The 25430-nt window shown below is 68.6% G+C and carries 21 protein-coding genes; 12 read left to right on the forward strand and 9 right to left on the reverse strand.

Annotated features, from left to right (window positions below; genetic code table 11):
- Window positions 1-36: 36 nt before the first annotated feature.
- Window positions 37-1698: a 16S rRNA (cytosine(967)-C(5))-methyltransferase RsmB gene (gene rsmB, locus B0920_RS14390; protein ID WP_307188908.1), complete on the reverse strand. Its 1662-nt coding sequence runs from the start codon at window positions 1696-1698 to the stop codon at window positions 37-39.
- 219 nt (window positions 1699-1917) lie between these two features.
- Between rsmB and argS the strand changes: the two genes are divergently transcribed.
- The 7 genes from argS to B0920_RS14425 are packed head-to-tail and all read left to right on the forward strand — an operon-like array spanning window position 1918 to window position 8119.
- Window positions 1918-3645: an arginine--tRNA ligase gene (gene argS / locus B0920_RS14395; RefSeq protein WP_078033165.1), complete on the forward strand. Its 1728-nt coding sequence runs from the start codon at window positions 1918-1920 to the stop codon at window positions 3643-3645.
- Between the two features lie 21 nt (window positions 3646-3666).
- Window positions 3667-4347, forward strand: coding sequence for an SPOR domain-containing protein (locus tag B0920_RS14400; RefSeq protein WP_078033166.1), 681 nt, complete (start codon window positions 3667-3669; stop codon window positions 4345-4347).
- Between the two features lie 8 nt (window positions 4348-4355).
- Window positions 4356-5033, forward strand: coding sequence for a thiol:disulfide interchange protein DsbA/DsbL (locus B0920_RS14405; protein WP_078033167.1), 678 nt, complete (start codon window positions 4356-4358; stop codon window positions 5031-5033).
- Window positions 5030-5824: an SDR family oxidoreductase gene (locus B0920_RS14410; RefSeq protein WP_078033168.1), complete on the forward strand. Its 795-nt coding sequence runs from the start codon at window positions 5030-5032 to the stop codon at window positions 5822-5824. Before B0920_RS14405 ends, B0920_RS14410 begins: the two co-directional genes overlap by 4 nt.
- Window positions 5821-6594, forward strand: coding sequence for a biotin--[acetyl-CoA-carboxylase] ligase (locus B0920_RS14415; protein WP_078033169.1), 774 nt, complete (start codon window positions 5821-5823; stop codon window positions 6592-6594). Before B0920_RS14410 ends, B0920_RS14415 begins: the two co-directional genes overlap by 4 nt.
- On the forward strand, window positions 6591-7325 hold the full coding sequence (locus tag B0920_RS14420) for a type III pantothenate kinase (protein WP_078033170.1): 735 nt from the start codon (window positions 6591-6593) through the stop codon (window positions 7323-7325). The genes B0920_RS14415 and B0920_RS14420 overlap by 4 nt, the downstream gene beginning before the upstream one ends.
- Before the next feature lie 14 nt (window positions 7326-7339).
- Window positions 7340-8119, forward strand: coding sequence for an SPOR domain-containing protein (locus B0920_RS14425; RefSeq protein WP_078033171.1), 780 nt, complete (start codon window positions 7340-7342; stop codon window positions 8117-8119).
- A 344-nt stretch (window positions 8120-8463) separates the two neighbouring features.
- Here B0920_RS14425 and B0920_RS14430 read toward each other — a convergent pair whose 3' ends face one another.
- The 6 genes from B0920_RS14430 to B0920_RS14455 form a co-directional block, all read right to left on the reverse strand.
- The gene (locus B0920_RS14430; RefSeq protein ID WP_229455506.1) at window positions 8464-9408 is read right to left on the reverse strand and encodes a septal ring lytic transglycosylase RlpA family protein; all 945 of its coding nucleotides are present in this window, start codon (window positions 9406-9408) and stop codon (window positions 8464-8466) included.
- A gap of 60 nt (window positions 9409-9468) precedes the next feature.
- Window positions 9469-10584 (reverse strand): rod shape-determining protein RodA, encoded by a 1116-nt coding sequence (rodA, locus tag B0920_RS14435; RefSeq protein WP_078033173.1) that lies wholly within the window; start codon window positions 10582-10584, stop codon window positions 9469-9471.
- A 3-nt stretch (window positions 10585-10587) separates the two neighbouring features.
- Window positions 10588-12567 carry a penicillin-binding protein 2 gene (mrdA, locus tag B0920_RS14440; protein WP_078033174.1) on the reverse strand — a complete coding sequence of 660 codons (1980 nt, stop codon included), beginning with the start codon at window positions 12565-12567 and terminating at the stop codon, window positions 10588-10590.
- A gap of 16 nt (window positions 12568-12583) precedes the next feature.
- Window positions 12584-13102, reverse strand: coding sequence for a rod shape-determining protein MreD (gene mreD / locus B0920_RS14445; protein WP_078033175.1), 519 nt, complete (start codon window positions 13100-13102; stop codon window positions 12584-12586).
- 15 nt (window positions 13103-13117) lie between these two features.
- Entirely contained in the window at window positions 13118-14425 is a 1308-nt protein-coding gene (gene mreC, locus B0920_RS14450) for a rod shape-determining protein MreC (RefSeq protein WP_078033176.1), read from the reverse strand.
- Window positions 14426-14526: 101 nt separating this feature from the next.
- The gene (locus tag B0920_RS14455; RefSeq protein ID WP_036247668.1) at window positions 14527-15570 is read right to left on the reverse strand and encodes a rod shape-determining protein; all 1044 of its coding nucleotides are present in this window, start codon (window positions 15568-15570) and stop codon (window positions 14527-14529) included.
- A gap of 349 nt (window positions 15571-15919) precedes the next feature.
- Here B0920_RS14455 and gatC point away from each other — a divergent pair, with 349 nt between their 5' ends.
- Genes gatC through gatB form a run of 3 tightly spaced genes read left to right on the forward strand, consistent with a single transcriptional unit; the run spans window position 15920 to window position 19203 of the window.
- A complete protein-coding gene (gene gatC, locus B0920_RS14460; protein ID WP_078033177.1) occupies window positions 15920-16219 on the forward strand; it encodes an Asp-tRNA(Asn)/Glu-tRNA(Gln) amidotransferase subunit GatC in 300 nt (99 codons plus the stop codon).
- 25 nt (window positions 16220-16244) lie between these two features.
- A complete protein-coding gene (gene gatA, locus B0920_RS14465; RefSeq protein ID WP_078033178.1) occupies window positions 16245-17720 on the forward strand; it encodes an Asp-tRNA(Asn)/Glu-tRNA(Gln) amidotransferase subunit GatA in 1476 nt (491 codons plus the stop codon).
- Between the two features lie 22 nt (window positions 17721-17742).
- Window positions 17743-19203, forward strand: a complete 1461-nt coding sequence (gene gatB, locus B0920_RS14470; RefSeq protein WP_078033179.1) for an Asp-tRNA(Asn)/Glu-tRNA(Gln) amidotransferase subunit GatB — start codon at window positions 17743-17745, stop codon at window positions 19201-19203.
- 170 nt (window positions 19204-19373) lie between these two features.
- Here the strand turns inward: gatB and pyrE are convergent, their stop codons facing one another.
- Window positions 19374-20036, reverse strand: coding sequence for an orotate phosphoribosyltransferase (gene pyrE / locus B0920_RS14475; RefSeq protein WP_078033180.1), 663 nt, complete (start codon window positions 20034-20036; stop codon window positions 19374-19376).
- Window positions 20037-20126: 90 nt separating this feature from the next.
- Between pyrE and B0920_RS14480 the strand changes: the two genes are divergently transcribed.
- Both B0920_RS14480 and B0920_RS14485 read left to right on the forward strand, forming a co-directional pair.
- Complete coding sequence (locus B0920_RS14480) at window positions 20127-20903, forward strand: exodeoxyribonuclease III (protein ID WP_078033181.1); 777 nt, start codon at window positions 20127-20129, stop codon at window positions 20901-20903.
- A 216-nt stretch (window positions 20904-21119) separates the two neighbouring features.
- Window positions 21120-24482, forward strand: coding sequence for an Ig-like domain-containing protein (locus tag B0920_RS14485; RefSeq protein WP_078033182.1), 3363 nt, complete (start codon window positions 21120-21122; stop codon window positions 24480-24482).
- On the opposite strand, the gene B0920_RS14490 is transcribed toward B0920_RS14485, so the two are convergent.
- The gene (locus B0920_RS14490; protein WP_078033183.1) at window positions 24483-25427 is read right to left on the reverse strand and encodes an RluA family pseudouridine synthase; all 945 of its coding nucleotides are present in this window, start codon (window positions 25425-25427) and stop codon (window positions 24483-24485) included.
- Window positions 25428-25430 lie beyond the last annotated feature (3 nt).

Below are 25430 nucleotides of genomic sequence, written 5' to 3' on the forward strand. Positions count from 1 at the left end.
TTAAAGATTAAGCGTATCGTTCGGGGAGCGGTTTTCTTACTGCGCTCTCTTCTGGAACAGGGCGTAGAACAAACCGTCATGATCCTGCCCGGGACCGCTGGCTGGCAGCAGTTGGCCCGGCGCGTCGAGGCGGATGGCGTCGTGGCGGACCGCGAAAGCGGCTGCCTGCGCCTCCGATTCCTGGGGCCAGAGCGAACATGTCACGAACAGGAATTTACCATTGGGCAGCAACATCTGCCAAAGATTGTCGAGTATTTTGGTGGAAAGTGTTGCAAGTTGTTGTGTATCTGACTTGCGTCGCAACCAGCGGATGTCGGGGTGGCGGCGCACGATCCCGGAGGCCGTGCAGGGCACGTCGGCCAGGATGCGCTCATAGGGGCGGCCGTCCCACCAGCCGCTGTCCTGGGCCTCGGCCGCGACCAGGGTCGCGTGCAGGCCGAGGCGGCCCAGGTTGTCCCCCACCCTGGCCAGGCGCGCCGGATCGGCGTCGACCGAGGTCAGGTCCACGTCCGCCGTCTCCAGGATGTGGCCGCTCTTGCCACCCGGGGCGGCGCAGGCATCCAGCACCCGCATGCCGTCGCGCAGGTCGAGCAGGGGCGCGGCCAGCTGGGCGCCTGCGTCCTGCACCGACACCACGCCCTCGTGGAAGCCCGGGATCTGGCTGACGTTCACGGCCTGGGTCAGGCGCACCGCGCTGGGGCCGATCTGCTGCGCGGCGATGCCGGCCGCGCCCAGGATGTCGAGATAGTCCGCGACCGTGGTCTTGCGGCGGTTGACGCGCAGGGTCAGCGGCGGGTGGGCGTTGCCGGCCGCCAGGATGCCTTCCCAGTCGTTCGGGTAGGCGGTGCGGGTGGCGTCGATCCACCATTGAGGATAGTTCCAGCGGGCCGGCGGCTGGCGCAGGACCTCGGCCAGCAGCGCCTCGCGCTCGCGCAGGAAGCGGCGCAGCACGGCGTTGACCATGGCCTTGGCGTGGGCGAAGTCGGGATGGGCGGCGGCCGCGCTGACGGCCTGGTCAACCACGGTGAAGGCCTCGTAGGGCGGCGCGCTGCCCTCCGGCGGATCGAGCAGGGCCAGGGCCGCCACCAGCAGGCCGTGCAGCATGGCCGGCTCGGGGGCCTTGCTGGTCATCAGGCCGAGCAGCGCCTCGCTGCGGCCGAGCTGGCGCATGGCGCGGTAGGCGATGTCCTGGATCGCGCCGCGCGCCTGGGGCGCGGCCTCGTAGGCGGCGAACACCCCGGCCAGGGCTTGGGGCAGCGCGGTCCCGGCACGCACCCGCGCCACGGCGTTGGCGGCGCCCAGCAGGGACAGGGCGAGCGAGTCGGCTTTCAGGTCGGGGCGGAAGTCGCGCTGGGGCGCTACCCGTACTTCATAGGAGGGACGCAGCTGGGGCCGGGTGTCGGGGCGGGATTCAGGACGCGATTCGGGACGCGATTCGGGACGCGCTTCGGTACGTGATTCCGGACGCGATTCCGGACGTGGCTGCGGCTGTTGCGGGCGACGAGCCTCGGGCGCCGGGCGCGCGGCCTCGGCACGGGCCGGCTTAGGGTTGTCACGATTGCCACCTTCCGGGCGCTGGCCGGACTGGGCGGCCGGACGCGGCCCCTGCGGCCGGGATGCACCGGGCTTGGCCGCGGACGGGCCGCCGGTGGTCCGGGCCTTGGGTTTCAGGGTGAGCGTCGGGCGCTTGTCGGTCATGGCTGGTCGCTTCGTCAAAAATACTCCCATTGTAACGGCTGCGCTCATGGCCGCGGCTTTGGCGAGCCTTAATCCCGCCCCCATCCCACCCCCTCAGGCCCCGCCCGGCCTCCCCCGCCGGCCCGGCGGCCGGGTTTCCCTCACGCCTCAAACCAGTATAATGGACACTGTTTGCCTGCCCATCAGGCACCGCCTCATTACTATTTCGACCATTTCCCCATGCTCGCCCAACAAAAACAACAGATCGTTGCCCTGTTCCAGGCCGCCCTCGCGCCGATCGTCGCCGGCACCGACCTGACGCCCACGCAGCAACAGCTGAACATCGTGCTCGAGCGCCCGCGCGACCCCTCGCACGGCGACGTCGCCTGCAACATCGCCATGCAACTGGCCAAGCCGCTCAAGACCAACCCGCGCGAACTGGCGACCCGCCTGGTCGCCGCCCTGCTGGCCGATCCCGCGGCCCAGGGCCTGGTCGAATCGGCAGACGTGGCCGGCCCCGGCTTCATCAACCTGCGCGTGGCCGCCGGCGCCAAGCAGGCGGTGGTGCGCACTATCCTCGAGCAGGGCGAGGCCTTCGGCCGCGGCGCCTCGGGCGAGGGCCACCACGTGATCATCGAATTCGTCTCGGCCAACCCGACCGGCCCGCTGCACGTCGGCCACGGCCGCCAGGCCGCGCTGGGCGACGCCCTGTCCTCGCTGTTCGAGTCCCAGGGCCACCAGGTGACCCGCGAGTTCTACTACAACGACGCCGGCGTGCAGATCGCCACCCTGGCCACCTCGGTGCAGGCGCGCGCGCGCGGCCTCAAGCCCGGCGACGCCGGCTGGCCCGAGTCGGCCTACAACGGCGACTACATCGCCGACATCGCCGACGACTACCTGGCGAAGAAGACCGTCTCGGCCAGCGACGGCGCGCCGGCCACCGCCAGCGGCGACGTCGAGGACATCGAATCGATCCGCCGCTTCGCCGTGACCTACCTGCGCAACGAGCAGGACCAGGACCTGCAGGCCTTCGGCGTCAAGTTCGACAACTACTACCTCGAGTCCTCGCTCTACGCCGACGGCAAGGTCGAAGCGGCGGTCCAGGCCCTGGTTGACGCCGGCAAGACCTACGAGCAGGAAGGCGCGCTCTGGCTCAAGACCACCGAGTACGGTGACGACAAGGACCGCGTGATGCGCAAGTCCGACGGCACCTATACCTATTTCGTGCCGGACGTGGCCTACCACATCCAGAAGTTCCGCCGCGGCTTCGACCAGGCCATCAACGTCCAGGGCAGCGACCACCACGGCACCATCGCGCGCGTGCGCGCCGGCCTGCAGGCGGTCGGCATCGGCATCCCCCAGGGCTACCCCGACTACGTGCTGCACAAGATGGTCACCGTCATGAAGAACGGCGAGGAGGTCAAGATCTCCAAGCGCGCCGGCTCCTACGTGACCGTGCGCGACCTGATCGAATGGTCGGGCAATGGCGACATCACCCGCGGCCGCGACGCCGTGCGTTTCTTCCTGATCTCGCGCAAGGCCGACACCGAGTTCGTGTTCGACGTTGACGTGGCGCTCCAGACCGGCGACGAGAATCCGGTCTACTACGTGCAGTACGCCCACGCGCGCATCTGCTCGGCCCTGGCCAACTGGGGCGGCGACGTCGCAGCGCTGGCCCAGGCCGACCTGTCGCCGCTGACCGAGTCGCACGAGTCCCAGCTGCTGGCCAAGCTGTCGGCCTACCCCGACATGCTGCAGCGCGCGCTGGTCGAGCTGGGCCCGCACCAGGTCGCGTTCTACCTGCGCGAACTGGCCGGCGAGCTGCACAGCTACTACTTCGCGCACAAGTGGCTGCTGGACGATAACGAGTCCCTCAAGCTGGCCCGCCTGGCGCTGGCCGCCGCGGTGCGCCAGGTGCTGCGCAACGGCCTGGCCCTGATCGGCGTCTCGGCGCCGGAAAAGATGTAAACCGTTCGAGTTGAAAGCGACATGACCGCCATCCGTTCCACCCGTAGTTTCAGCGCGCTGCGCCAGCGCGGCAGCACCCTGACCGGCATCATCATCGGCCTGATCATCGGACTCGGCATCGCGGTGGCGGTCGCCCTCATGATCACCAAGGGGGCCTCGCCCTTCACCGACCGCTCCAACAAGTCGGGCCGCCCGGCCGACCTGGAGCCGAGCCAGGCCAGCGATCCGAACAAGCCGCTGTACGGCAACCGCGCGCCGGCGCGCGAAGCCGCCCGCGAGCTGGGCGAGCGCGCCAAGCCGGCCGAAGCGGCTCCGGCGCCCGCCGCCCCTGCCCCCGCGCCGCGCGACGCCGATCCGCTCGGCACCGCCATCGCCGGCATGCAGGAGCGCTCGGCCCCGGCCCCTGCGCCGGCCAACACCGCGGCGCCCGCGCCCTCCGCTCCGGCCGCCACGGCCGGCGCCGACAACTACATCTACTACCTGCAGGCCGGCGCCTTCCGCGAGATGTCCGACGCCGAGAACACCCGCGCCAAGCTGGCCCTGCTGGGCTTCGAGGCAAATATCAGCGACCGCAACACCGACAGCGGCGTGCTGCACCGGGTGCGCGTCGGTCCCTATACCCAGGTCGAAGCCGTGAACAAGGCGCGCGCCAAGCTGCTCGACAGCGGCATCGACGTCGCCATCGTCCGCAACCAGAAATAAGGACAGGCATGCGAGCACTGCGCCGTCTCCTGCTGAGCACCGTCCTGGCCGGCCTGTCCGGCCTGGCCTTCGCCTCCCCTGCAGCGCCGCGCGAGGGCGTGGAGTTCAAGGCCCTGGCCACCCCGGTGGCGACCGACGCCGGTCCGCGCAAGGTCGAGGTGATCGAGTTCTTCGCCTATTACTGCCCGCACTGCTACGCCTTCGAGCCGCTGCTGGCCGACTGGGTGCGCAAGCAGGGCGACGCCATCGTGTTCAGGCGCGTGCACGTGCCGCGCGACGCCGCCGTGCTGCCGCAGCAGCGCATGTTCTACACCCTCGAGTCGCTCGGCCTGGTCGAGCAGTACCACGGCAAGGCCTTCGCCGCCATGCACGTCGAGCGCCAGCGCCTGTCCAGCGACGAGCAGGTGTTCGACTGGGCGGCGCGCGCCGGCATCGACCGCGCCCGCTTCATCGAGACCTACCGCTCCTTCGGGGTGCAGGCCAAGCTGCGCCGCGCCGGCGCCCTGGTGCAGGAATACGGCGTCGACCACTGGCCGATGGTGGCCATCGACGGCCGCTTCCTGACCTCGCCCGGCATGGTCGCCGAGGGCGCCCAGGGCGCAAGCCAGAACGAAACCCAGCTGATGCAGGGCGCCCTGCAGGTGATGGACCAGCTGGTCGCGAAGGCGAAAGCCGCCAAGCAATGACCGCGACGCCGGGCCAGCCGGACCGCGTCTTCATCACCGGCGCCTCCAGCGGCATCGGCGCCGCCCTGGCGCGCGAGTACGCCGCGCGTGGCGCCACCCTGGGCCTGGTCGCGCGCCGCCGCGAGCTGCTGGCCAGCCTGGCCGCCTCGCTGCCGGGGGCGGGACGCCACCACATCTACCCGCTCGACGTGACCGACCACGCGGCCCTGGCCGCCGCCGCGCAAGACTTCATCGCGCGCGAAGGCGGGGCCGACATCGTGATCGCCAGCGCCGGCATCTCGCACGGCACGCTCACCGAGCGTCCCGAGGACCTGCCCGTGTTCGAGTCCGTGTTCGCCACCAACGTCCACGCCATGGCGGCCACCTTCGCGCCCTTCATCGCGCCCATGAAGGCCCAGGCCGGACCGCGCCGCCTGGTGGGCATCGGCAGCGTGGCGGGCATCCGCGGCATGCGCGGGGCCGGCGCCTACTGCGCCTCGAAGGCGGCGGTGCACAGCTATTGCGAATCCCTGCGCCTCGAACTGCGCGCCTCCGGCATCCGGGTCGTGACCATCGCGCCCGGCTACATCGACACCCCCATGACCAGCAACAACCGTTTTCCCATGCCCTTCCTGATGAACGCCGAACGCTTCGCCGCCCAGGCCGCGGCCGCCATCGCGCGCGGCGCCAGCTACCGGGTCCTGCCCTGGCAGATGGGCTTCGTCGCCAGGCTGCTGCGCCTGCTGCCCAACTTCCTGTTCGACGCCGTGTTCTCGCGCGCGCCGACCAAGCAGCGCAAGGAGCCGGCATGAAGGCCGCCGCCATCGCCGCCCTCTCCGCCGCCGCGCGCGCCGGCCTGCAGGTCGAGGTCGTGGCCGAGACCGGATCCACCAACGCCGACCTGCTGGCGCGCGCCGCGACCCTCGCCGGCCCCGTGCTGCTGGTGGCCGAGCACCAGACCGCGGGCCGCGGGCGCGCCGGCCGCAGCTGGCTGTCCTCGCCCGAGGGCTCGCTCACCTTTTCGCTGGCCTGGAAGTTCGACGGTGGTCCGCAAGCCCTGGCCGGCCTGCCGCTGGCCGTGGGCGTGGCCCTGGCCGAGACCCTCTCTAGCCTGGGCCAGCAGGTCCAGCTCAAGTGGCCAAACGACCTGCTCAAGGATGGCGACAAGCTGGCAGGCATCCTGATCGAGACCCAGTCCGCGCCCGGCGGGGGCGTGTGGGCCGTGATCGGCGTCGGCCTGAACCTCCTGATGCCGGACGAGATGGAAGCGCGCATCGGCCGCCACGCCGCCGCCGTGCCCTGGCTGGCGCGCATGGAACGCGATGCCCTGGTGGCCGCCCTGCTCGACGGCCTGGCCACGGCCCTGGACGAATTCGCCGCGCGCGGCTTCGCCGCCTTCAGCGCGCGCTGGAACCTGCGCCACGCCTGGCAGGGAGAGACCGTGGTCCTGCTCGACGGCGGGCAGGTAGTGCACGAGGGCCTGGCGGCGGGCGTGGACGACGCCGGCCGCCTGCTGCTCGACACCGCCCAGGGCCGCATCCCGGTGCTGGCGGGCGACGTCTCCCTGCGGGTGAAGGCATGAGCAGCGTGCTCCTGATCGACGCCGGCAATACCCGCATCAAGTGGGCCCTGGCGCGCCTGGACGCCGCGCCCGGCCACTGGCAGGCGGACGGGGTCGCGCCCCATGCCGAGATGGACCGGCTGGCCGCCCAATGGGCCCGGCTGGGCGCGGCGCGCGCCCTGGTGTCGAACGTGGCCGGCGATGTGCTCAGGGACGCCATCGCCGCCGCCCTGCCCAAGGGCCTGGCGGTCGAATGGTTCGCCTCCAGCCCCGCGCGCGCGGGCCTGCGCAACGGCTACCGCGAACCCGGCCGCCTGGGCTGCGACCGCTTCGCCGCCGCCATCGGCGCGCGCGCCCTGGCCCCTGGCCAGGACCTGATCGTGGCCACCTGCGGCACCGCCACCACCATCGACGCGGTGACGGCGGACGGGCGCTTCCTGGGCGGGATGATCCTGCCCGGCCTGGCCCTGATGGCCTCCAGCCTGGCGCGCAACACGGCCCAGCTGCCCCAGGTGGCGCCGGGCGCCGCCCCGCCTCCCCTGTTCGGCGACAACACCGATGACGCCATCGTGTCCGGCTGCCTGTCGGCCCAGGCCGGGGCGATCGAACGCGCGGTGGCGGGCCACGGGGCGCGCGCCTGCATCGTCTCGGGCGGCGCGGCGCCATTTATCGCGCCGGCGCTCAAGGTCGGGCACCAGGTTGTCGATAATATCGTGCTGGTCGGCCTGCACGCCGCGGCAATCGCCGTCTGAATAGAGGAACCCCTGTGCTGAAATTCGTCTTCTGGGCCTTGCTGGCCCTGAACGCCCTGCTGTTCGCCCATGGCCGCGGCCTGCTCGGCACGCCCGCCGGCGGCGAGCGCGAACCGGCGCGGCTGAAGAACCAGCTGGCGCTCGACCGCATCACCCTGCTGAGCGACGCCGAGGCCACGGTCGCCGCCAGCGCCGGCACGGCCGACCCGGCCGCGCCGGCCGAGCAGGCGGCCCTGCCCCCGGCTGGCGCGCCCGCGCCGGCCGCACCTTTGCCGGTCGCAGCTGTGGCTGCAGCTCCTGCGCCGACCGCACCTGCGCCGGCCGCACCGCTGCTCGCCTGCGTCCAGGCCGGTCCCTTCAGCGCCGGCGACGCGCGCCGCTTCGAGAACCGCGCCGCGCGCCTGGACCTGGGCCAACGCCAGACGCGCCTCAGCGTCCCCTTCCAGGAAGTGAGCAGCTACATGGTCTACCTGCCCCCTGCCGGCGGCAAGGAAGGGGCCGACAAGCGCGTGGCCGAACTGAAGGAACGCGGCATCGACAACTATTTCGTGATGCAGGGCGAATCGCCGATGCGCTACGCGATCTCGCTGGGCGTGTTCAAGACCGAGGCCGCGGCCGAGACCGAGCTGGCGAACCTGGGCCGCCAGGGCGTGCGCGGGGTGCGCATCCTGCCTCGCGGCCCGCAGGGCACGCGCACCGCCTTCCAGTTCCGCGACATCGACGCCGCCACCCGCGCGCGCATCGCCGACATCGCCCGGGACTTCCCCGCCCCCCAACTCCAAACCTGCCGCTAAGCCATCCAGCAAAACCAGGGTCGGAGCCGATTTTTTTCGTCCTGCAAAACCAGGGTCAGAGTCGACTTTTTGGGCAATTCCCCAAAGTTGTCAAACAATTCGACTCCGACCCTATTTTTTTTCTTGGCCCATCGAAAAGTTGAGCGTCGTGAGCCTGAGGTCAATCAAGCTCGGCAAGCTTGTTTTTGGATGAAGCTATGCTTTGGCAGACTCAGCGAGTTCTAAAAAAATAGGGTCGGAGTCGAATTTAGTGACAACTTTTGAAAGTTGTCATTCAAATCGACTCCGACCCTGGTTCTTTGCCGGCCGATTTTCGGGCCGACGGTCTGGAACGCGGGAGCGGGTCAGCGCCGGACGACGATGGGGCGCAGCTTGAACGAGGACGGGATGGCGCGCGCCGCTTCGAGCGCTTCGGCGCGGGTCGCGAAAGGGCCGCCGAACAGGCGGTTCACGGCGCCGGCCTTGACCACTTCGAGCGTGCCGAAGGCTACGCCGGCCTGGCTCAGCTTCTCGCTCACCGCTTCGGCGGTGCCTGCGCGGCTGTAGGAACCGAGTTGCACGTAATAGCCCTGGGACGCCGGCGGCGCCAGCTCGGCGACCGCGGCGCTGTCGCCGCGCACCCGGTCCTGCGCCAGCCGCAGGGCGACCTCGGGCGCGGCCGACTGGGCCTGGGAAGCGGCGGCGCGACGTAGCGTCGCCACGCGCGCCGGGTCGTCCGGGAACAGGCGCTCGATCTCGACCAGGTGGCTGCCCTTGCCCATCAGCCCGAGCTTGAGCGCCGCCGCGTAGGAGACGTCGATGATGCGGTTGGCGTGGAAAGGCCCGCGGTCGTTGATGCGCACGATCACCGACCTGCCGTTCTCGACGCTGGTCACCCGCGCATAGGAGGGAATCGGCAGCGTCGGGTGGGCCGCCGTCATCTTGTTCATGTCGTAGAGTTCGCCCGACGAGGTCTTCTGGCCGTGGAACCTGTTGCCGTAGTAGCTGGCGATGCCGCGCTGGACGAAGGGCTCCTCGTGCAGGATGGGCACATAGGTCTGGCCGAACATCGAGTAGGGCCGGTTGGCCCACTTCACGTAGGGCTCGTACCTGACCACCGCGTCCGTGCCCCCCTGGCCGGAGGCCGGGTCGGCGCCCCCTTCCTTGTGGAAGCCGCCGCGCTTGGCCTCGGCCTGCGGCAGGCTGGGCGCCGCCACGTGCTTGGGCAGGATCTTGTGCAGCCAGGGAAAGGGCAGCAGCCGCTTGTGTTCCCCCTCCGGGGTGGTGGTGCTGCAACCGGCGACCAGCATTGCTACCGCAAGGGCCGCCGAAAAGTGACTTCGACCGGCCATTGGGTCGTCCTCCATCGATTACGTCTGCACCAGTTTACGGTGCCTTTGAATACTCATCAAGATGCCCGCGCCCAGGCCCAGCGTGATGAATGCCGTGCCGCCGTAGCTCATGAAGGGCAGCGGCACGCCCACCACCGGCAGGATGCCGGCCACCATGCCCATGTTGACGAAGGCATAGGTGAAGAAGATCATCGTGATCGCCCCCGCCAGCAGGCGCGAGAAGGTGTTCGGGGCATTGGCCGCGATCATCAGCCCGCGCCCGATCAGGAGCAGGTAGACGAGCAGCAGCACCAGGTTGCCGATGAAGCCGAATTCCTCCGAGTACACCGAGAACACGAAGTCGGTGGTGCGCTCCGGCACGAATTCAAGATAGCCCTGGGTGCCCTTCATGTAGCCCTTGCCCGCCATGCCGCCCGAGCCGATCGCGATGATCGACTGGATGATGTGGAAACCCTTGCCCAGCGGGTCGGAGGTAGGGTCGATCAGGGTCATCACCCGCTCGCGCTGGTAGTCGTGCATCATCGACCACCCGATCGGCAGGCTGGCCGCGCCGGCCACCGCCAGCGCGATGATGGCCTTCCACGACAGGCCGGCCAGGAAAATCACGTACAGGCCGGAGGCCGCGACCAGCAGCGCGGTGCCGAGGTCGGGCTGCTTGGCGATCAGGGTCACAGGGATCAGGAGCAGCACGGCCGCGACCACGAACGACTTCCAGCTCTCGACCGAAGCCTTGGTCTGGAAATACCAGGCCAGCATCAACGGCATCGCGATCTTGAGGATCTCGGAAGGCTGGATGTCGATCCCCAGGTGCAGCCAGCGCCGCGCGCCCTTCTTGATGATGCCGAACATGGCCACCGCGATCAGGAGCGCCACGCCGAAGGTGTAGATCGGCACCGCCAGGCGCATCAGGGTCTGAGGCGGGATGTTCGCCGCGATCCACATGATCGCGAAGGACAGCAGGAAGTTGCGGATCTGGTGCTCGACCCGGTCCGGGAAGTCGGCGCCGGCCGAGGTCATGGTGATCATGCTGATCGTCATGAGGACGAACAGGATCAGCGTCAGCGGTCCGTCGAAGACCGTGAAGTAGGGCCGCAGGCGGCGCCGCAGCGAGCGTCGTTCTGGAATGTGCGCCATGGCTTATTCCTTTCTGATGACGGCGGCGGGAACGGCCGCCACCTGTGCCGGGGCGACCGGGCGCGCCGCCGTCGTCGTCGCCGGGGCGGCGGCCGGAGCGGCGCCCTCCTTCGGCTTGGGCGGCGCGGGGCGCTTGCCCAGCAGGTAGTAGTCGAGCGCCTTGCGCGCGATCGGCGCCGCGGCGGCTGCGCCGAAGCCGGCGTTCTCCACCACCAGGGCGAGCGCGATGCGCGGATTGTCGGCCGGCGCGAAGGCCACGTACAGCGCGTTGTCGCGGTGCCGCTCGTCGATCGCGTTGGCGTTGTACTTCTGGCCCTTCAGGCCGATCACCTGCGCGGTGCCGGTCTTGCCGCCCGAGATGTAGCCGGCGTTGGCGAAGGCGCGGAAGCCCGTGCCGTAGGACTCCTGGGTCACGCCCACCATGGTGTGCTTGATGAAGTCGATGTTCTCCTGCTTGAGCGGGATGCGGCGGGTTTCCTTGGGCACGGTCAGGGTGCGCTGGCGGGTGGCGCCGTCCTCGATGATCTTGACCAGGTGGGGCTTCATCACCACGCCGTTGTTGGCCAGGGTCGACACCGCGTGCGCCAGCTGGATCATCGAATAGTTGTTGAAGCCCTGCCCGATCGAGACCGAGATGGTGTCGCCGCCCACCCACTTCTGGGCCGCGCGGTTGCGGCGGAAGCGCTGCGCCTTCCACTCCTTGGAGGGCAGCACGCCGGTCTTCTCGTGATCGAGGTCGATGCCGGTCGGCTCGCCGAAGCCGAACTGGCGCATGAAGCCCGAGATGCGGTCGATGCCCATCTCGTTGCCGAGCTGGTAGTAATAGGTGTCGCAGGACTCGACCACCGACTTGTACATGTCGACGTAGCCGTGGCCGCCCGGCTTGTCGTCGTTGAAGCGGTGCCCGCCCAGCATGAAGAAGCCGGGGTCGCGGATCGCGTCAGAGGGGCGGCGGAAGCCCAGCTCCAGCGCGGCCAGGGCCATGAAGGGCTTGAAGGTGGAGCCCGGCGGATAGGTGCCCGAGAGCGGACGGTTCATCAGCGGCCGGTCGAGCGAGGTATTGAGCTCGTTCCAGTTCTGGCTGTCGATGCCGTCCACGAACAGGTTAGGGTCGAAGCCGGGCCGCGAGACATAGGCCAGCACGTCGCCGGTGGCCGGCTCGATCGCGACCAGGGCGCCGCGCTGGTCGCCGAAGGCTTCCTCGACCACCTTCTGCAGCTCGATGTCGAGCGAGAGGATCAGGTTGCTGCCCGGGACAGGCGCGGTGCGCTTGAGGGTGCGGATCGCGCGCCCACCGGCCGAGCGCTCGACTTCCTCGTAGCCGGTCTGGCCGTGCAGGTAGCGCTCGTAACGCTTCTCCACGCCTTCCTTGCCGATATGCTCGGTGCCGTTGTAGTTGGCCGCGTCCTCGCTCTGCTCGAGGGCGTCGGCTTCCTTCTGGTTGATGCGGCCGATGTAGCCGATCACGTGCGAGGCGACCTCGCCCAGCGGGTACTGGCGGAACAGGCGCGCCTGCACTTCCACGCCCGGGAAACGGAAACGCTGTGCGGTGAAGCGCGCCACCTCGTCGTCGGTCAGGCGGGTGCGGATCGGCACGCTGGCGAAGCTGCGCGACTCTTCCATCAGGCGCTTGAAGCGGCGCCGGTCGCGCGGTTCGATGGTGACCAGCTTGGACAGCTCGTCGATCACCGAGTCCAGGTTGGCGTGCAGCTTGGACGGGGTGATCTCGAGGGTGTAGGCGGAATAGTTGCGCGCCAGGACCACGCCGTTGCGGTCCACGATCAGGCCGCGGTTGGGCACGATCGGCACCAGCGCGATGCGGTTGTCCTCGGCCTGGGCGGCGTACTGGTCGTGGTGCAGCACCTGAAGCCAGACGAAGCGCGCCACCAGCAGGCCGAAGCAGACGAAGACCAGCCCCACCAGCACCGTCAGGCGCAGGCGGAACTTGTGGATCTCGCGGTCGTTATCCTTGAATTCGGTCATGCGAAGGGCAAACGGGTCAGATCGGACGGGTATGGTCGCGGTCGACGGCGCGGCGCTGCGGCGCCAGCAGCAGCCAGGTGATCACCGGCCACAGGGCCACCGCCACCAGGCTCTCGACGAAGGTGAACAGGCCGGGGAAGCGCCCCGACACCGTGAAGTGGACGAAGGCCTGGATCGCCTGCGCCAGCAGCAGCAGCGGGAACACATGCATGGCCTGGGTCATCACGCGGAACCACAGCACGCGGCGGTGGATCATGATCGCGAGGTAGGACAGCAGGGTGTAGGCGAGCGCGTTCTCGCCCAGCAGGCTGGCGTCGTGCACGTCCATCAGCAGGCCCATGACGAAGGCCACGCCAATGCCGACCTTGCGCGGCTGGTGGATGCCCCAGAACACCAGGACCAGGGCCACGAAGTCGGGCGCGCCCACCCAGTGGCCCCAGGGCAGCAGGTTGAGCATGAAGGCGCAGACCAGGCTGAAGGTGATGAACAGCGGGCTGACGGGGAGCAGGATGTAATGCGGACGGTTACCGGGCATGTGCGGATCCTGGAATTAGGGGGTCGCGGCCGGCGCGGCCGGCGCCGGGCGGGTGGCGCCCGGTGTGAACAAAGGCGTCGCGCCGGGGTTCGCCGGGGCGCTGCGCTGCGCGGGAGTGCGGGCCGGCGATCCGGCGGGCGAACCGGCGGCCGGCGAACCGGCGCCAGCAGCGCCAGCGGCCGGCGCACGCGCCGCAGGCGCCGTGGTGGCGGGCGCGGCGGTCGCGGGTCCCGGCGTCGCCGTGGCGGCGCCCGCTGGCTGCGCGCCCGGAGCGGGAGCCACCGGTGCGCCGGCCGCCGGAGCGCCGGCCGCCGGTACGCCGGTCGCCGGAGCGCCGGCCGCCGGCACGCCGCCCGCCTGCGCGGGCGCGACGCCCGGCGGCGCCTGCGGCGGCAGCGGCGAGGCCGGCAGCGGCGGCTGCGGGACCGGCTCCATCTTCGGCAGCTTGCGCCCGGCGGCGACCTTGGCCTCCGCCTGGGGGCGCGGCGGCAGCGGCATCTGCGACATGATGACCAGCACCTGGCGGTTGCGGTCGACGCCGCCCAGCGGCTGGCCGATCACGCGTCCGAAGGAGCCGGCCGCCTTTTCCACCTGGACCACGCGCGCCACCGCCAGGCCGGCCGGATACATGCCGTCCAGGCCAGAGGTCACGAGCACGTCGCCGACCTGGATGTCGGCGTCCTGGGCCACGAAGCGCAGGTCGAGCTGGCCCGACTGGCCGCGGCCGTAGGCGATGCTGCGCAGGCCGCTGCGCAGCACCTGCACCGGAATCGCCTGCTCCTTGTCGGTCAGCAGGGTCACTTCGGAGGTAAAGGGGAAGACCCGAGTCACCTGGCCGATCACGCCGGCATGGTCGACGATCGGCAGGCCGAGCACCACGCCGTCGCGCGAACCGCGGTCTAGCACGATGCGGCGGGTGGACGGATCGCGCGCGTCGTACAGGACCTCGCTCATCAGGGTTTTCACCGGCAGCTGCTCGCGCGCTTCCATCAGGCGCCGCAGGTGGGCGTTCTCGGCGCTCTGGAACTGGGCCTGCTGGATCTGGCGCGCATGCAGCAACTGCTGGCTCTTGAGCTCGCGCACTTCCTTCTGCAAGGTCGACAGCGAAGAGAAATAGCCGCCCATCGAGGCCAGCGCCTCGCGCGGCATCAGGGCGGCCATCTGCACCGGGTAGAGCACGGTGGCGGCGACCTGGCGCACGCCGGCCAGCAAGTGCATGCGGGCGTCGACCACCAGCAGCACGATGGAGATCAGCGCGAACACCGTCACCTTGACGCGCGCCGGGGCACCCTGTTTGAAAAGCGGCGGAGGACTATATTCCATGACGGAAAGTTAAGAAAACCCTGGCTGCCAATGTCAAGGCGGGCAGTCGCGCGCGGTGTGTGCCGCGCGCCCTGCCCGCCCTGGGTCGTGATGATCCTGGATTATTCGTAGGAGAAGATCGAACCCAGCTTGTCCATGCGCTCGAGCGCCATGCCCGAGCCGCGCACCACGCAGGTCAGCGGATCTTCGGCCACCAGCACCGGCAGGCCGGTTTCTTCCATCAGCAGGCGGTCGAGGTCGCGCAGCAGCGCGCCGCCGCCGGTCAGCATCATGCCCTTCTCGGCGATGTCGGCGCCCAGTTCCGGCGGGGCCTGCTCCAGCGCGTTCTTGACGGCCGAGACGATGTTGTTGAGCGGGTCGGTCAGGGCTTCCAGGATCTCGTTGCTCGAGATGGTGAAGGAGCGCGGGATGCCTTCCGACAGGTTGCGGCCCTTGACTTCCATTTCCTTGACTTCGGAGCCCGGGAAGGCCGAACCGATGGCCTTCTTGATCGCTTCGGCGGTCTGTTCGCCGATCAGCATGCCGTAGTTGCGGCGGATGTAGTTGACGATCGCCTCGTCGAACTTGTCGCCGCCCACGCGCACCGAACCCTTGTACACCATGCCGCCCAGCGAGATGATGCCCACCTCGGTGGTGCCGCCGCCGATGTCGACCACCATCGAGCCGGTCGCGTCCGAGACCGGCAGGCCGGCGCCGATCGCGGCCGCCATCGGCTCTTCGATCAGGTAGACCTGGGAGGCGCCGGCGCCCAGCGCCGATTCGCGGATCGCGCGGCGCTCGACCTGGGTCGAGCCGCAGGGCACGCAGATGATGATGCGCGGCGAGGGGCGGAAGAACTTCGAGTCATGCACCATGCGGATGAACTGCTTGAGCATCTGCTCGGTGACGGTGAAGTCGGCGATCACGCCGTCCTTCATCGGGCGGATCGCCTCGATATTGCCCGGCACCTTGCCCAGCATTTGCTTGGCTTCCTTGCCGACCGCCTGGATGGTCTTCTTGCCGTTGGGGCCGCCCTCCTGGCGGATCGCGACGACGGACGGCTCATCCAGGACGATGCCCAGGCCGCGGACGTAGATCAGCGTGTTGGCGGTACCGAGGTCGATCGCCAGGTCGTTCGAGAAGTAGCTGCGTAAAAAACCAAACATGTGTGTCCTGATGCGCTTGAAGGTGCGCCTAAACATTGATCGGGATTGTTCCTGCCGCGCCCGCCCCGCTCTTGCTGCCGGGGCGCCACGGTCTTTCCTGCCTTGCCCGCCCAAGCTCCCACCCGAGGGGCCGGCTTTCGGTACGACAACGCATTAGCCCGCCATTCTACCTTATAATTTGACGTTTACATGCCGAATACAACGGGTTTTACCCCGCTATTCGGCAAGCGAGATCGGCGGTGTTACCAAGCTTTTATCGGCCGTAGCCGGCCGTTGGCTGGCATCCTGCCAACAGTCTTGATCGCCCAACCACATTTTCCGCGCGCGCCCGGGGGCGCGCCCAAGAGCCATGTCCCTGACCCTTTCAGACGTAAAACGCATCGCCAACCTGGCCCAGCTCGATATGGACGAGGCCCACGCCGAGACCATGCTGGCCGAGCTGAACGGCATCTTCGCCCTGGCCGAGCAGATGCAGGCGGTCGACACCAGCGGCGTGGCGCCGCTGGCACAGCCGCTGGCCGCCGTGCTGGCCCTGCCGCTGCGCCTGCGCGACGACGTGGTCACCGAGGCCAACCGCCGCGAGGACTACCAGGCGCCGGCGCCGAAGACCCAGGACGGCCTGTACCTGGTGCCGAAGGTCATCGAGTAATCCGCTTTCACGAATCGACACGCACATGCACTACAAGACCATCAAGGAGCTGTCCTCGCTCCTGCAAGCAAAGGAAGTCTCCGCGACCGAGCTGGCGCGCCATTACCTCGCGCGCATCGAGGCCAGCGCCCATAACGCCTTCCTGCACGTGGATCCGGAACTCACCCTGGCCCAGGCCGCCGCCGCCGACGCCCGCATCGCCGCCGGCAATGCCGGCCCGCTGACCGGCGTCCCGATCGCCCACAAGGACATCTTCGTCACCCGCGGCTGGCCCACCACCGCCGGCTCGAAGATGCTGGCCGGCTACGTCAGCCCGTTCGACGCCACCGTGGTGGACCGCTTCGCCGCCGCCGGCATGGTCAACCTGGGCAAGACCAACCTGGACGAGTTCGCGATGGGCTCGGCCAACGAGAATTCGGCCTTCGGCGCCGTGAAGAACCCCTGGGACGCCGGCGCCGTGCCGGGCGGCTCCTCGGGCGGCGCGGCCGCCGCGATCGCTGCGCGCCTGGCGCCGGCCGCCACCGCCACCGACACCGGCGGCTCGATCCGCCAGCCGGCCTCGTTCTGCGGCGTCACCGGCATCAAGCCGACCTATGGCCGCGTGTCGCGCTTCGGCATGATCGCCTTCGCCTCCTCGCTCGACCAGGGCGGCCCGATCGCCCAGACCGCCGAGGACTGCGCCCTGCTGCTCAATGAAATGATCGGCTTCGACGAGCGCGACTCGACCAGCCTCACCCCGGAACAGGGCAACGGCCGCGAAGACTACACCCGCGACCTGAACCAGCCCCTGAACGGCCTGCGCATCGGCGTGCCCAAGGAATACTTCGGCGAAGGCCTGGCCCAGGACGTCGAGCAGGCCGTGCGCGCCGCCCTCGATCAGTTCGTGAAGCTGGGCGCGACCCTGGTCGAGATCTCCCTGCCCAAGACCGCGCTGTCGATCCCGACCTACTACATCATCGCCCCGGCGGAAGCCTCGAGCAACCTGTCGCGCTTCGACGGCGTGCGCTACGGCCACCGCGCCAGCGAGTACAAGGATTTGCAGGACATGTACCGCAAGACCCGCGCCGAAGGCTTCGGCCCCGAGGTCCAGCGCCGCATCATGGTCGGCACCTACGTGCTGTGCCACGGCTACTACGACGCCTACTACGTGCAGGCGCAGAAGATCCGCCGCCTGATCGCGGACGACTTCCAGGCCGCCTTCCGCGACCAGTGCGACGTGATCATGGGCCCGGTGGCCCCGACCGTGGCCTGGGACCTGGGCTCGAAGGCCAACGACCCGGTGGCCAACTACCTGGCCGACATCTTCACCCTGTCGACCAGCCTGGCGGGCCTGCCCGGCATGTCGATCCCGGTCGGCTTCGGCCAGGGCGAAAAGAATGGCAAGCGCCCGGTCGGCCTGCAAATCATCGGCAACTATTTCGCCGAAGCGAAGCTGCTGAACATCGCGCACCAGTACCAGCAGGTGACCGACTGGCACCAGCGCGCCCCGGAAGGCGTCTGAAGACAGAAAAGAGAGAACAGATATGCAATGGGAAGTCGTCATCGGTCTTGAGAACCACGTCCAGCTCACGACCAACTCGAAAATCTTCAGCGGCAGCTCGATCCGCTTCGGCGCCGAGCCCAACACCCAGGCCAGCCCGGTCGACCTGGCGCTGCCGGGCGTGCTGCCGGTGCTGAACCGCGGCGCGGTCGAGCGCGCGATCCGCTTCGGCCTGGCCGTGGGCGCGAAGATCGCGCCGCACTCGGTGTTCGCGCGCAAGAACTACTTCTACCCCGACCTGCCGAAGGGCTACCAGATCAGCCAGTTCGAGGACCCGGTGGTCCAGGGCGGCACGATCAGCTTCGCCTACGAGAAGGACGGCAAGCTCGAGACCAAGACCGTCAACCTGACCCGCGCCCACCTCGAAGAGGACGCGGGCAAGTCGCTGCACGAGGACTATGCCGGCATGAGCGGCATCGACCTGAACCGCGCCGGCACGCCGCTGCTGGAGATCGTGTCCGAGCCCGAGATGCGCAGCGCCGCCGAGGCGGTGGCCTATGCCAAGGCCCTGCACTCGCTGGTGGTGTGGCTGGGCGTCTGCGACGGCAACATGCAGGAAGGCTCCTTCCGCTGCGACGTCAACGTCTCGGTGCGCCCGGTCGGCCAGAAGGAATTCGGCACCCGCTGCGAGATCAAGAACCTGAACTCCTTCCGCTTCATGGAAGAAGCCATCCACTACGAAGTGCGGCGCCAGATCGAGCTGATCGAGGATGGCGGCAAGGTGGTGCAGGCGACCCGCCTGTGGGACCCGGACCGCAAGGAGACCCGCTCCATGCGCACCAAGGAAGACGCGCAGGACTACCGCTACTTCCCCGACCCCGACCTGCCGCCGCTGGTGATCCAGCAGGACTGGATCGAGCGCGTCAAGGCCGAGATGCCCGAGCTGCCGGGCGCGATCCGCGCGCGCCTGACCGGCGAGTACGGCCTGCCCGAGTACGACAGCCTGGTGCTGACCGCGTCCAAGGACATGGCGGCCTATTACGAAGCCGTGGTGGCCAAGGCCGGCAAGGAAAACGCCAAGGCGGCGGCGAACTGGATGATGGGCGACGTCTCGTCGACCCTGAACCGCGAAGGCGTGGAGATCGCGCAGGCTAAGGTCTCGAGCGCCCAGCTGGCCCTGCTGCTGAAGCGCGTCGCCGACGGCACCATCTCGAACAAGGCCGGCAAGGAAGTGTTCGCGGCCATGTGGGAAGCCGGTTCGGAGGACGAGAACCTGGCCGACACCGTGATCGAGCAGAAGGGCCTGAAGCAGATCTCGGATACGGGCGCGCTGGAAGCGATCGTGGACGAGGTGCTGGCGGCCAATGCCAAGTCGGTGGAACAGTACCGCGCCGGCAAGGAAGCCGCGATCAACGCGCTGATCGGCCAGACCATGAAGGCCTCGAAGGGCAAGGCGAATCCGGCGCAGGTGACGGAGTTGCTGAAGAAGAAGCTGGCGGCTTGAACCGGATCAGCCGGCCTGCTGAGAAGAACTAGTTAGCTCATGCACGTCGTCCCCGCGCAGGCGGGGACCCAAGTTCTGTATGCGTCGTGGTAACGCTTGCAAACTTGGGTCCCCGCCTCCGCGGGGACGACGCATTTACGGTATCGAAAAAAGATTTGCTGCGGCTTTGTTCAAACGCCGTAACGCGCGCGGTACGCAGCCACCGCATCCTTGAACTGCGCCAGCCGCGGATCCGCCGCCGCCCCCGACAGATAGCCGAACAGATCCTCCAGGTTGGCGATCGAGATCACCGGAATCCCGAACTCGCGCGCCACTTCCTGCACCGCCGAATTCTCCGACAGCGCGCCATCCTTGCCCGAACGCTCCATGCGGTCCAGGGCGATCAGCACCGCCGCCGGCTCCGCCCCGGCCGCGCGGATCATGTCCACCGACTCGCGCACCGAGGTGCCGGCCGAGATCACGTCGTCCACGATCACCACCTTGCCCTGCAGCTTGGCGCCGACGATGGTGCCGCCCTCGCCGTGGTCCTTGGCTTCCTTGCGGTTGTAGGCATACGAGGTGTTGCGGCCCTTGCCAGCCAGCGCCACCGCGGTCGCCGAGGCCAGGGTGATGCCCTTGTAGGCCGGCCCGAACAGCATGTCGAACTGCACGCCCGAATCGATCAGGGTCTGGGCATAGAACTGCGCCAGCTGGCCCAGGGTCGCGCCGTCATGGAACAGGCCGGCGTTGAAGAAGTAAGGCGACTGGCGCCCCGCCTTGGTGGTGAACTCGCCGAACCTCAGCACTCCCGTCGCGACCGAAAACGCGATAAACTCTTGGCGCAAATTGCTCACAGTAACCCCTTCTAAGAAAATTCGCAGTATTGTAATCCGCGGGCTAAGTCAACGCCATCGCCCGCCCTGCTGCACAGATCCTTCGCTCACATGCCACGCATTATCTCCGCTAACCTCAACGGTATCCGTTCCGCCCACAAGAAGGGCTTTTTTAACTGGCTCGCCAACCAGAACGCGGATTTCGTCTGCGTGCAGGAACTCAAGGCCCAGGAAGCCGACATGACCGAGGACTTCCTGCGCCCGCACGGTTACCACGGCCATTTCCACTACGCATCGAAGAAAGGCTATTCGGGCACCGGCATCTATAGCCGCCTGGCGCCGGACAACAAGCGCATCGGCTTCGGCTGCATGGAGTTCGACGACGAAGGCCGCTATACCCGTTGCGATTTCGGAAATCTGACCGTCATCTCGGTGTACTGCCCCTCGGGCTCGTCCTCGCCCGAGCGCCAGGAAGCCAAGTTCCGCTTCATGGAAGTCTTCCTGCCCCACCTGATGGAGCTGAAGGCCGAGGGCCGCGAAGTGGTCATCTGCGGCGACTGGAACATCGCCCACAAGGAAATCGACCTGAAGAACTGGAAGAGCAACCAGAAGAACTCGGGCTTCCTGCCGGAAGAGCGGGCCTGGATGACCCGCATCTTCGACGAGGTCGGCCTGGTCGACGTGCACCGCGTGGTGGCGCCCGAGGCTGCCGACTATACCTGGTGGAGCAACCGCGGCCAGGCCTGGGCCAAGAACGTGGGCTGGCGCATCGATTACCACGTCGCCACCCCGGGCATCGCGGCCACCGCCCACGCGGTTTCGATCTACAAGGACGAGCGCTTCTCGGACCACGCCCCCCTGATCATCGACTACGCCCACCCGCTGTGATGCCAGGGCGGCAATGCGCCCGCCCTGCCCTTCCTCCGCCCGGCCTCCCGGGATTCCCCCCATCCCGGGGGGATGTGTTGCCATTTTGACGTAAAAAAGCAGCAAGTCGGCCTTGGCGCGCTCAACGCGCCCCGCTTTGTTGCTACTATCTGCCTGTCAGTTTCCGGATAGAACTTTCTATTTCCCGGAAGTCAATATTCCTGCGCAGAGCCTATCATGAACGCCCACGGCACCGAACCCGGCACCACCTCCTCCGACCCCGTCCAGCATGGCCTGCTGAGCGGGGGCGGCGCCACCACCACTGCCGCCGCACCGGTCAAGCTGACCGCTACGAGCGCCTCGATGAGCGGCGCCACGGTCACGGTGGACCTGGAGTTCTCGACCGCCATGAAAAAGGGCGCGGGCTTCATCTATATTACCGACGGCGCGGTCCAGACCGTGATCGACCGCGTCACCGGCCTGCCCGGCATCCGCATCGTCGGCGCCACCGAGACGCGCAAGATCCCCGTGGCCGACGCCGTGGTGTCGGGCAATCACGTGCTGGTGAGCGCCGCGGGCCTGGGCGCCGGCCAGTACAGCGTCTTCATGGACGAAGGCGTGCTCACCAGCAGCAGCCTGCGCAGCTTCGCCGGGCTGACGAAACCGGGCGCGGCCGCGCTCACCGTCACCGACCCCGGCCCGGCCGTGCTCAGCATGGTGCTGGGCGACAGCGTGGTCGCCGCCGATGCGCCGGTCCAGCTCACGATCACCTTTTCCGAGCCGGTGGACGTGCTGCCCGGCTCGGCCCTGACGGCCCAGAACGCCTCGGTCGACGGCTTCGTCAAGGTCGGCGACGGCACGGTCTGGACCGCCTGGATCTCCACCTCCGGCCTGGCGGCCTCGGTCGGCAATCAGGTGACGCTGGACCTGAGCCAGGTACGCGACGCCAAGGGCAATGCCGGCGCCGGAACCGCCCAGTCCCTGGCCTACGTGATCGACGACGGCCAGGCGCCCACCGCGACCATCGAACTCAGCGACGCTGAACTCGTCTGGGGAGAAACGGGGACCATCGTCGTCAGGTTTTCCGAACCGGTGCCCAGCCTGAGCCTGGACGCCTTCAGCGCGCCCTACGCCAAGCTGTCGGACCTGGCCAGCGCCGACGGCGGCAAGACCTGGACCCTGAAGATCACGCCGGCGGGCGCCGGGCTGGACTTCGACGACCTGCAGGTCGGCCTCGACATGAGCAAGGTGATCGACACCGCCGGCCACAGCGGCAGCGGCATCACCCTCTCCCCCGCCTACGGGGTCGACACCCGCGACACCCTTGATACGATCGGGCCGGAGCTGGTGTCGGTCAGCTTCGACGGCAGCGTGCTCGACGCCAGCCACGACCTGGTCGCCACCATCGTCTTCTCCGAAGCGGTGCAGGAGGACGGCCTGTACGGCGCGATCCGGGCCGACCATGCCATCCTGTCCGACCTCGCCAGCAGCGACGGCGGCAAGACCTGGACGGTCAAGCTCAGCCTCGCCGATGCAGGCCAGGAGCCCGTCATCGGCGAATTCGGGGTCTCGCTGTACCACGTCCTCGACCTGGCCGGCAACAACGGTCCGGAAACGCTCGACAAGCTGCCTTCCTATGCGGTCAACACCCTGAGCGCCTTCATGGAGATCAGCGACTACGAGGGCATCGACCCGGACGACGGACTGCTCACCGACGACTGGGGGCGCTCCTTCGACGGCGTCTTCCTTGGCGACTTCAGCGACCCGCAGGACGGCTTCCTGCTGACCGTCGACGGCGAAGCCATCGACAACGGCGAAATCGGCTTCCACGTCCTCGACGGCGTTCTTTACTGGCAGTACAACGGTGAAGAAAGCTGGACCGCCGGCACCCATACGGTCGTGGCCACCGCACGGCAGACCAACGGCAGCGAAGCCTCGATCACCCGGACGGTCGAGGTGGACGGCAGCCATCCGACCATCGTCGCCACGGCGAGCGCCGGCGGTACGGATCCCTTCGACATCGGCGAAGACCTCGTGATCCGTTTCAGCGAGGCCGTCTACTTCCCCTACAGTAATCCCAAAATCTGGGTCAGCGCCCAGGTCAATGGCGTCACCAGCTCGAGCCAGATTGCGATCCTGCCCTCCTACCTGTCGTCCGATCGCACCACCCTGAGCATTCCGGCCAGCGCCCATCACCTGCCGAGCGGCGCCTCCGTCACGCTCAGCCTGTCCTCGATGGAAGACCTGGCCGGCAATGCCCTCAGCGACAACAGCTTCAGCTTCGCCACCGTCGGCGCCGTGGTCGACAACGCCGCGCCGGTCGCCCTCGAGGCCTGGCTCGAGGGCTATTCGGTGGGGCCGAAGAAGAGTGGCGATACGGTCGCCTTCACCATCGGCTTCGATGAAGCGGTGAGCCTGTTCGGCACCGGGCCACGCTACGTGAACATGAACAATGGCGGCAAGGCGTACTACCATGCCGCCAGCGCGGATTTCAAGGAACTCGAGTTCCGCTATACCGTGGATGCCGGCGACGGCAACATCGACGCGCTCGGCATCGCGGACCTCGGCAGCCTGGTGGGGCAGCTCAAGGACGCCCACGACAACGTATTGAGCGACGCCCATGTCGACTTCGGCCCGCTGATCCTGAGCGGCTATGGCAGCATCGAGATCGATGTGCTCGCGCCGGCGCGCCTGGACACTCCGACGCTCGCGCTTGCCAGCGACACCGGCAGCGCCGGCGACTACCAGACCTCGGACGATACGCCGACCCTGAAGGGCGGAAACGCCGAGCCGGGCGCGCGCATCCTCATCGAACTGGATGGAGCCGGGGTCGACGCCTGGATCGAGGCCGACGATGCCGGCGACTGGGACTGGACGCCCGACGCCGCCCTGGCGCCGGGCGTTCACACCCTCGTCGTGCGGCAGAGCGACGCGGCCGGCAACCTGAGCGCCCCGCGCAGCCTCTCGCTGACGATCGAATCCCTGGCCGCGGTCACGCCCCTGGACGCGCCGCGCCTTGCCGCCGGCAGCGACACCGGGGTCGCCGACAGCGACGGCGTCACCCAGGACGCGACGCCGACCTACTCCGGAAGCGGCGCCCAGGCGGGCAGCACGATCAAGCTGTTCGCCGGAAGCGACGAAGTCGGCTCCGCCACGGTCGGCTCCGACGGCGGCTGGAGCATCACCGCGTCCGCCCTGGCCGAGGGCAGTCATGCGATCGTGGCCAGGGAATACGTGAATGGCGTGCAGACCAATGCATCGGCGGCCGCCAGCCTCGTGGTGGACCGCACGGCGCCCAGGGTCAGCGAGGCGAGCGTCGACAATTTCGGCCGCAGCTACAGCCTGAGCTTCGACGAAGCCATCGTGTTCGCGGCCGGTGGCAACATCGGCATGTGGCAGGGCGCCGTCGAACAAAAGGGCTTTACGGCCGGCGGCGGCGGATGGGACCAGCCGAGCGCGGACACCGTGACTTTCGACATGGGCGGACTCAATGGCCTGTTCCAGATGCAGCTGTCGGCCGGCGCCCTGCGTGACCTGGCCGGCAACGTGGCGATCATCGGCAGCGCCGACCTCGAGTTCACGCTGGCGCCGACCGCCTGATCAGGCGGCGGGCCAGTCCAGCACGCGCGCGCTGGCGAAGCTGCGCGCCTCGCCGGTGAGCGGATCGGGAAAGGCGATCGAACGCGCCAGCAGTTGCAGCGGCGCGCTGAAGTCGTCGCCCTTGCAGGGCTGGGCCACCGGATAGAAGGCGTCGTTGAGGATGGGCGCGCCCAGCCTGGACAGGTGCAGGCGCAGCTGGTGCTTGCGCCCGGTGAGCGGATGCAGGCGGTAGCGCGCCAGGCCGCCGCGCCGCTCCAGCAGCTCGATCAGGGTTTCGGAATTCGGCTCGCCCTCCACTTCCTCGCTGATGAAGAACTGGTCCGCGCCATCCACCATGCGGCTGCGGTAGGTGAAGGGGAAGTCGCGCCCCTCGATCACTCCGGCCAGGGCCTCGTAGGTCTTCCTCACCACCCGCTTCTGGAACATCGACTGGTAGGCCCCGCGCGTCTCGATGTTGTGCGAGAAGATCACCACGCCCGCCGTCTCGCGGTCCAGGCGGTGGATCGGCACCAGGTCGGGCAGCCCGTACTTGCGCTTGAGGCGCACCAGCAGCGTCTCCTTGAGGAAGCGCCCGGTCGGGATGGTGGGCAGGAAGTGCGGCTTGTCGGCCACCAGCAGGTGCTCGTCCAGATGCAGCACCGTTTCCTCGAAGGGGATCGGGGCTTCCGGCTGCTCCAGCTCGCGGTAGTACCAGATGCGCATGCCCTGGCGCACCGGGCTGTCGGCGCGCAGGGGCGCGCCGCTGGCGTCGACGATCTCGCCGCGCGCCAGGCGCGCGGCCCAGGAAGCCTCGCTCACGTCCGGATAGCGCTCGGCGAGAAAGCGCAGCATGCCGCCGGCGCGCGTCTCGGTCAGCCACAGGTAGCTGGGCGAGACCCCGTCGCGCATCGGCAGGGGCACATAGGCGTTGGCGGCGGCCTGGTGCCCCTTCCTGTGACTACCCATGCC

The organism is Massilia sp. KIM (genome assembly GCF_002007115.1).
GTDB lineage: Bacteria > Pseudomonadota > Gammaproteobacteria > Burkholderiales > Burkholderiaceae_D > Telluria.

Coding starts and splice junctions, on each gene's coding strand:
- rodA (WP_078033173.1), bottom strand. CDS start 10,584: ATGGCGCACATTCCAGAACGACGCTCGCTGCGGCGCCGCCTGCGGCCC.
- B0920_RS14400 (WP_078033166.1), top strand. CDS start 3,667: ATGACCGCCATCCGTTCCACCCGTAGTTTCAGCGCGCTGCGCCAGCGC.
- B0920_RS14410 (WP_078033168.1), top strand. CDS start 5,030: ATGACCGCGACGCCGGGCCAGCCGGACCGCGTCTTCATCACCGGCGCC.
- gatC (WP_078033177.1), top strand. CDS start 15,920: ATGTCCCTGACCCTTTCAGACGTAAAACGCATCGCCAACCTGGCCCAG.
- B0920_RS14420 (WP_078033170.1), top strand. CDS start 6,591: ATGAGCAGCGTGCTCCTGATCGACGCCGGCAATACCCGCATCAAGTGG.
- B0920_RS14405 (WP_078033167.1), top strand. CDS start 4,356: ATGCGAGCACTGCGCCGTCTCCTGCTGAGCACCGTCCTGGCCGGCCTG.
- argS (WP_078033165.1), top strand. CDS start 1,918: ATGCTCGCCCAACAAAAACAACAGATCGTTGCCCTGTTCCAGGCCGCC.
- B0920_RS14455 (WP_036247668.1), bottom strand. CDS start 15,570: ATGTTTGGTTTTTTACGCAGCTACTTCTCGAACGACCTGGCGATCGAC.
- gatA (WP_078033178.1), top strand. CDS start 16,245: ATGCACTACAAGACCATCAAGGAGCTGTCCTCGCTCCTGCAAGCAAAG.
- B0920_RS14490 (WP_078033183.1), bottom strand. CDS start 25,427: ATGGGTAGTCACAGGAAGGGGCACCAGGCCGCCGCCAACGCCTATGTG.
- mreD (WP_078033175.1), bottom strand. CDS start 13,102: ATGCCCGGTAACCGTCCGCATTACATCCTGCTCCCCGTCAGCCCGCTG.
- B0920_RS14480 (WP_078033181.1), top strand. CDS start 20,127: ATGCCACGCATTATCTCCGCTAACCTCAACGGTATCCGTTCCGCCCAC.
- rsmB (WP_307188908.1), bottom strand. CDS start 1,698: ATGACCGACAAGCGCCCGACGCTCACCCTGAAACCCAAGGCCCGGACC.
- B0920_RS14415 (WP_078033169.1), top strand. CDS start 5,821: ATGAAGGCCGCCGCCATCGCCGCCCTCTCCGCCGCCGCGCGCGCCGGC.
- B0920_RS14430 (WP_229455506.1), bottom strand. CDS start 9,408: ATGCTGGTCGCCGGTTGCAGCACCACCACCCCGGAGGGGGAACACAAG.
- mrdA (WP_078033174.1), bottom strand. CDS start 12,567: ATGACCGAATTCAAGGATAACGACCGCGAGATCCACAAGTTCCGCCTG.
- gatB (WP_078033179.1), top strand. CDS start 17,743: ATGCAATGGGAAGTCGTCATCGGTCTTGAGAACCACGTCCAGCTCACG.
- mreC (WP_078033176.1), bottom strand. CDS start 14,425: ATGGAATATAGTCCTCCGCCGCTTTTCAAACAGGGTGCCCCGGCGCGC.
- B0920_RS14485 (WP_078033182.1), top strand. CDS start 21,120: ATGAACGCCCACGGCACCGAACCCGGCACCACCTCCTCCGACCCCGTC.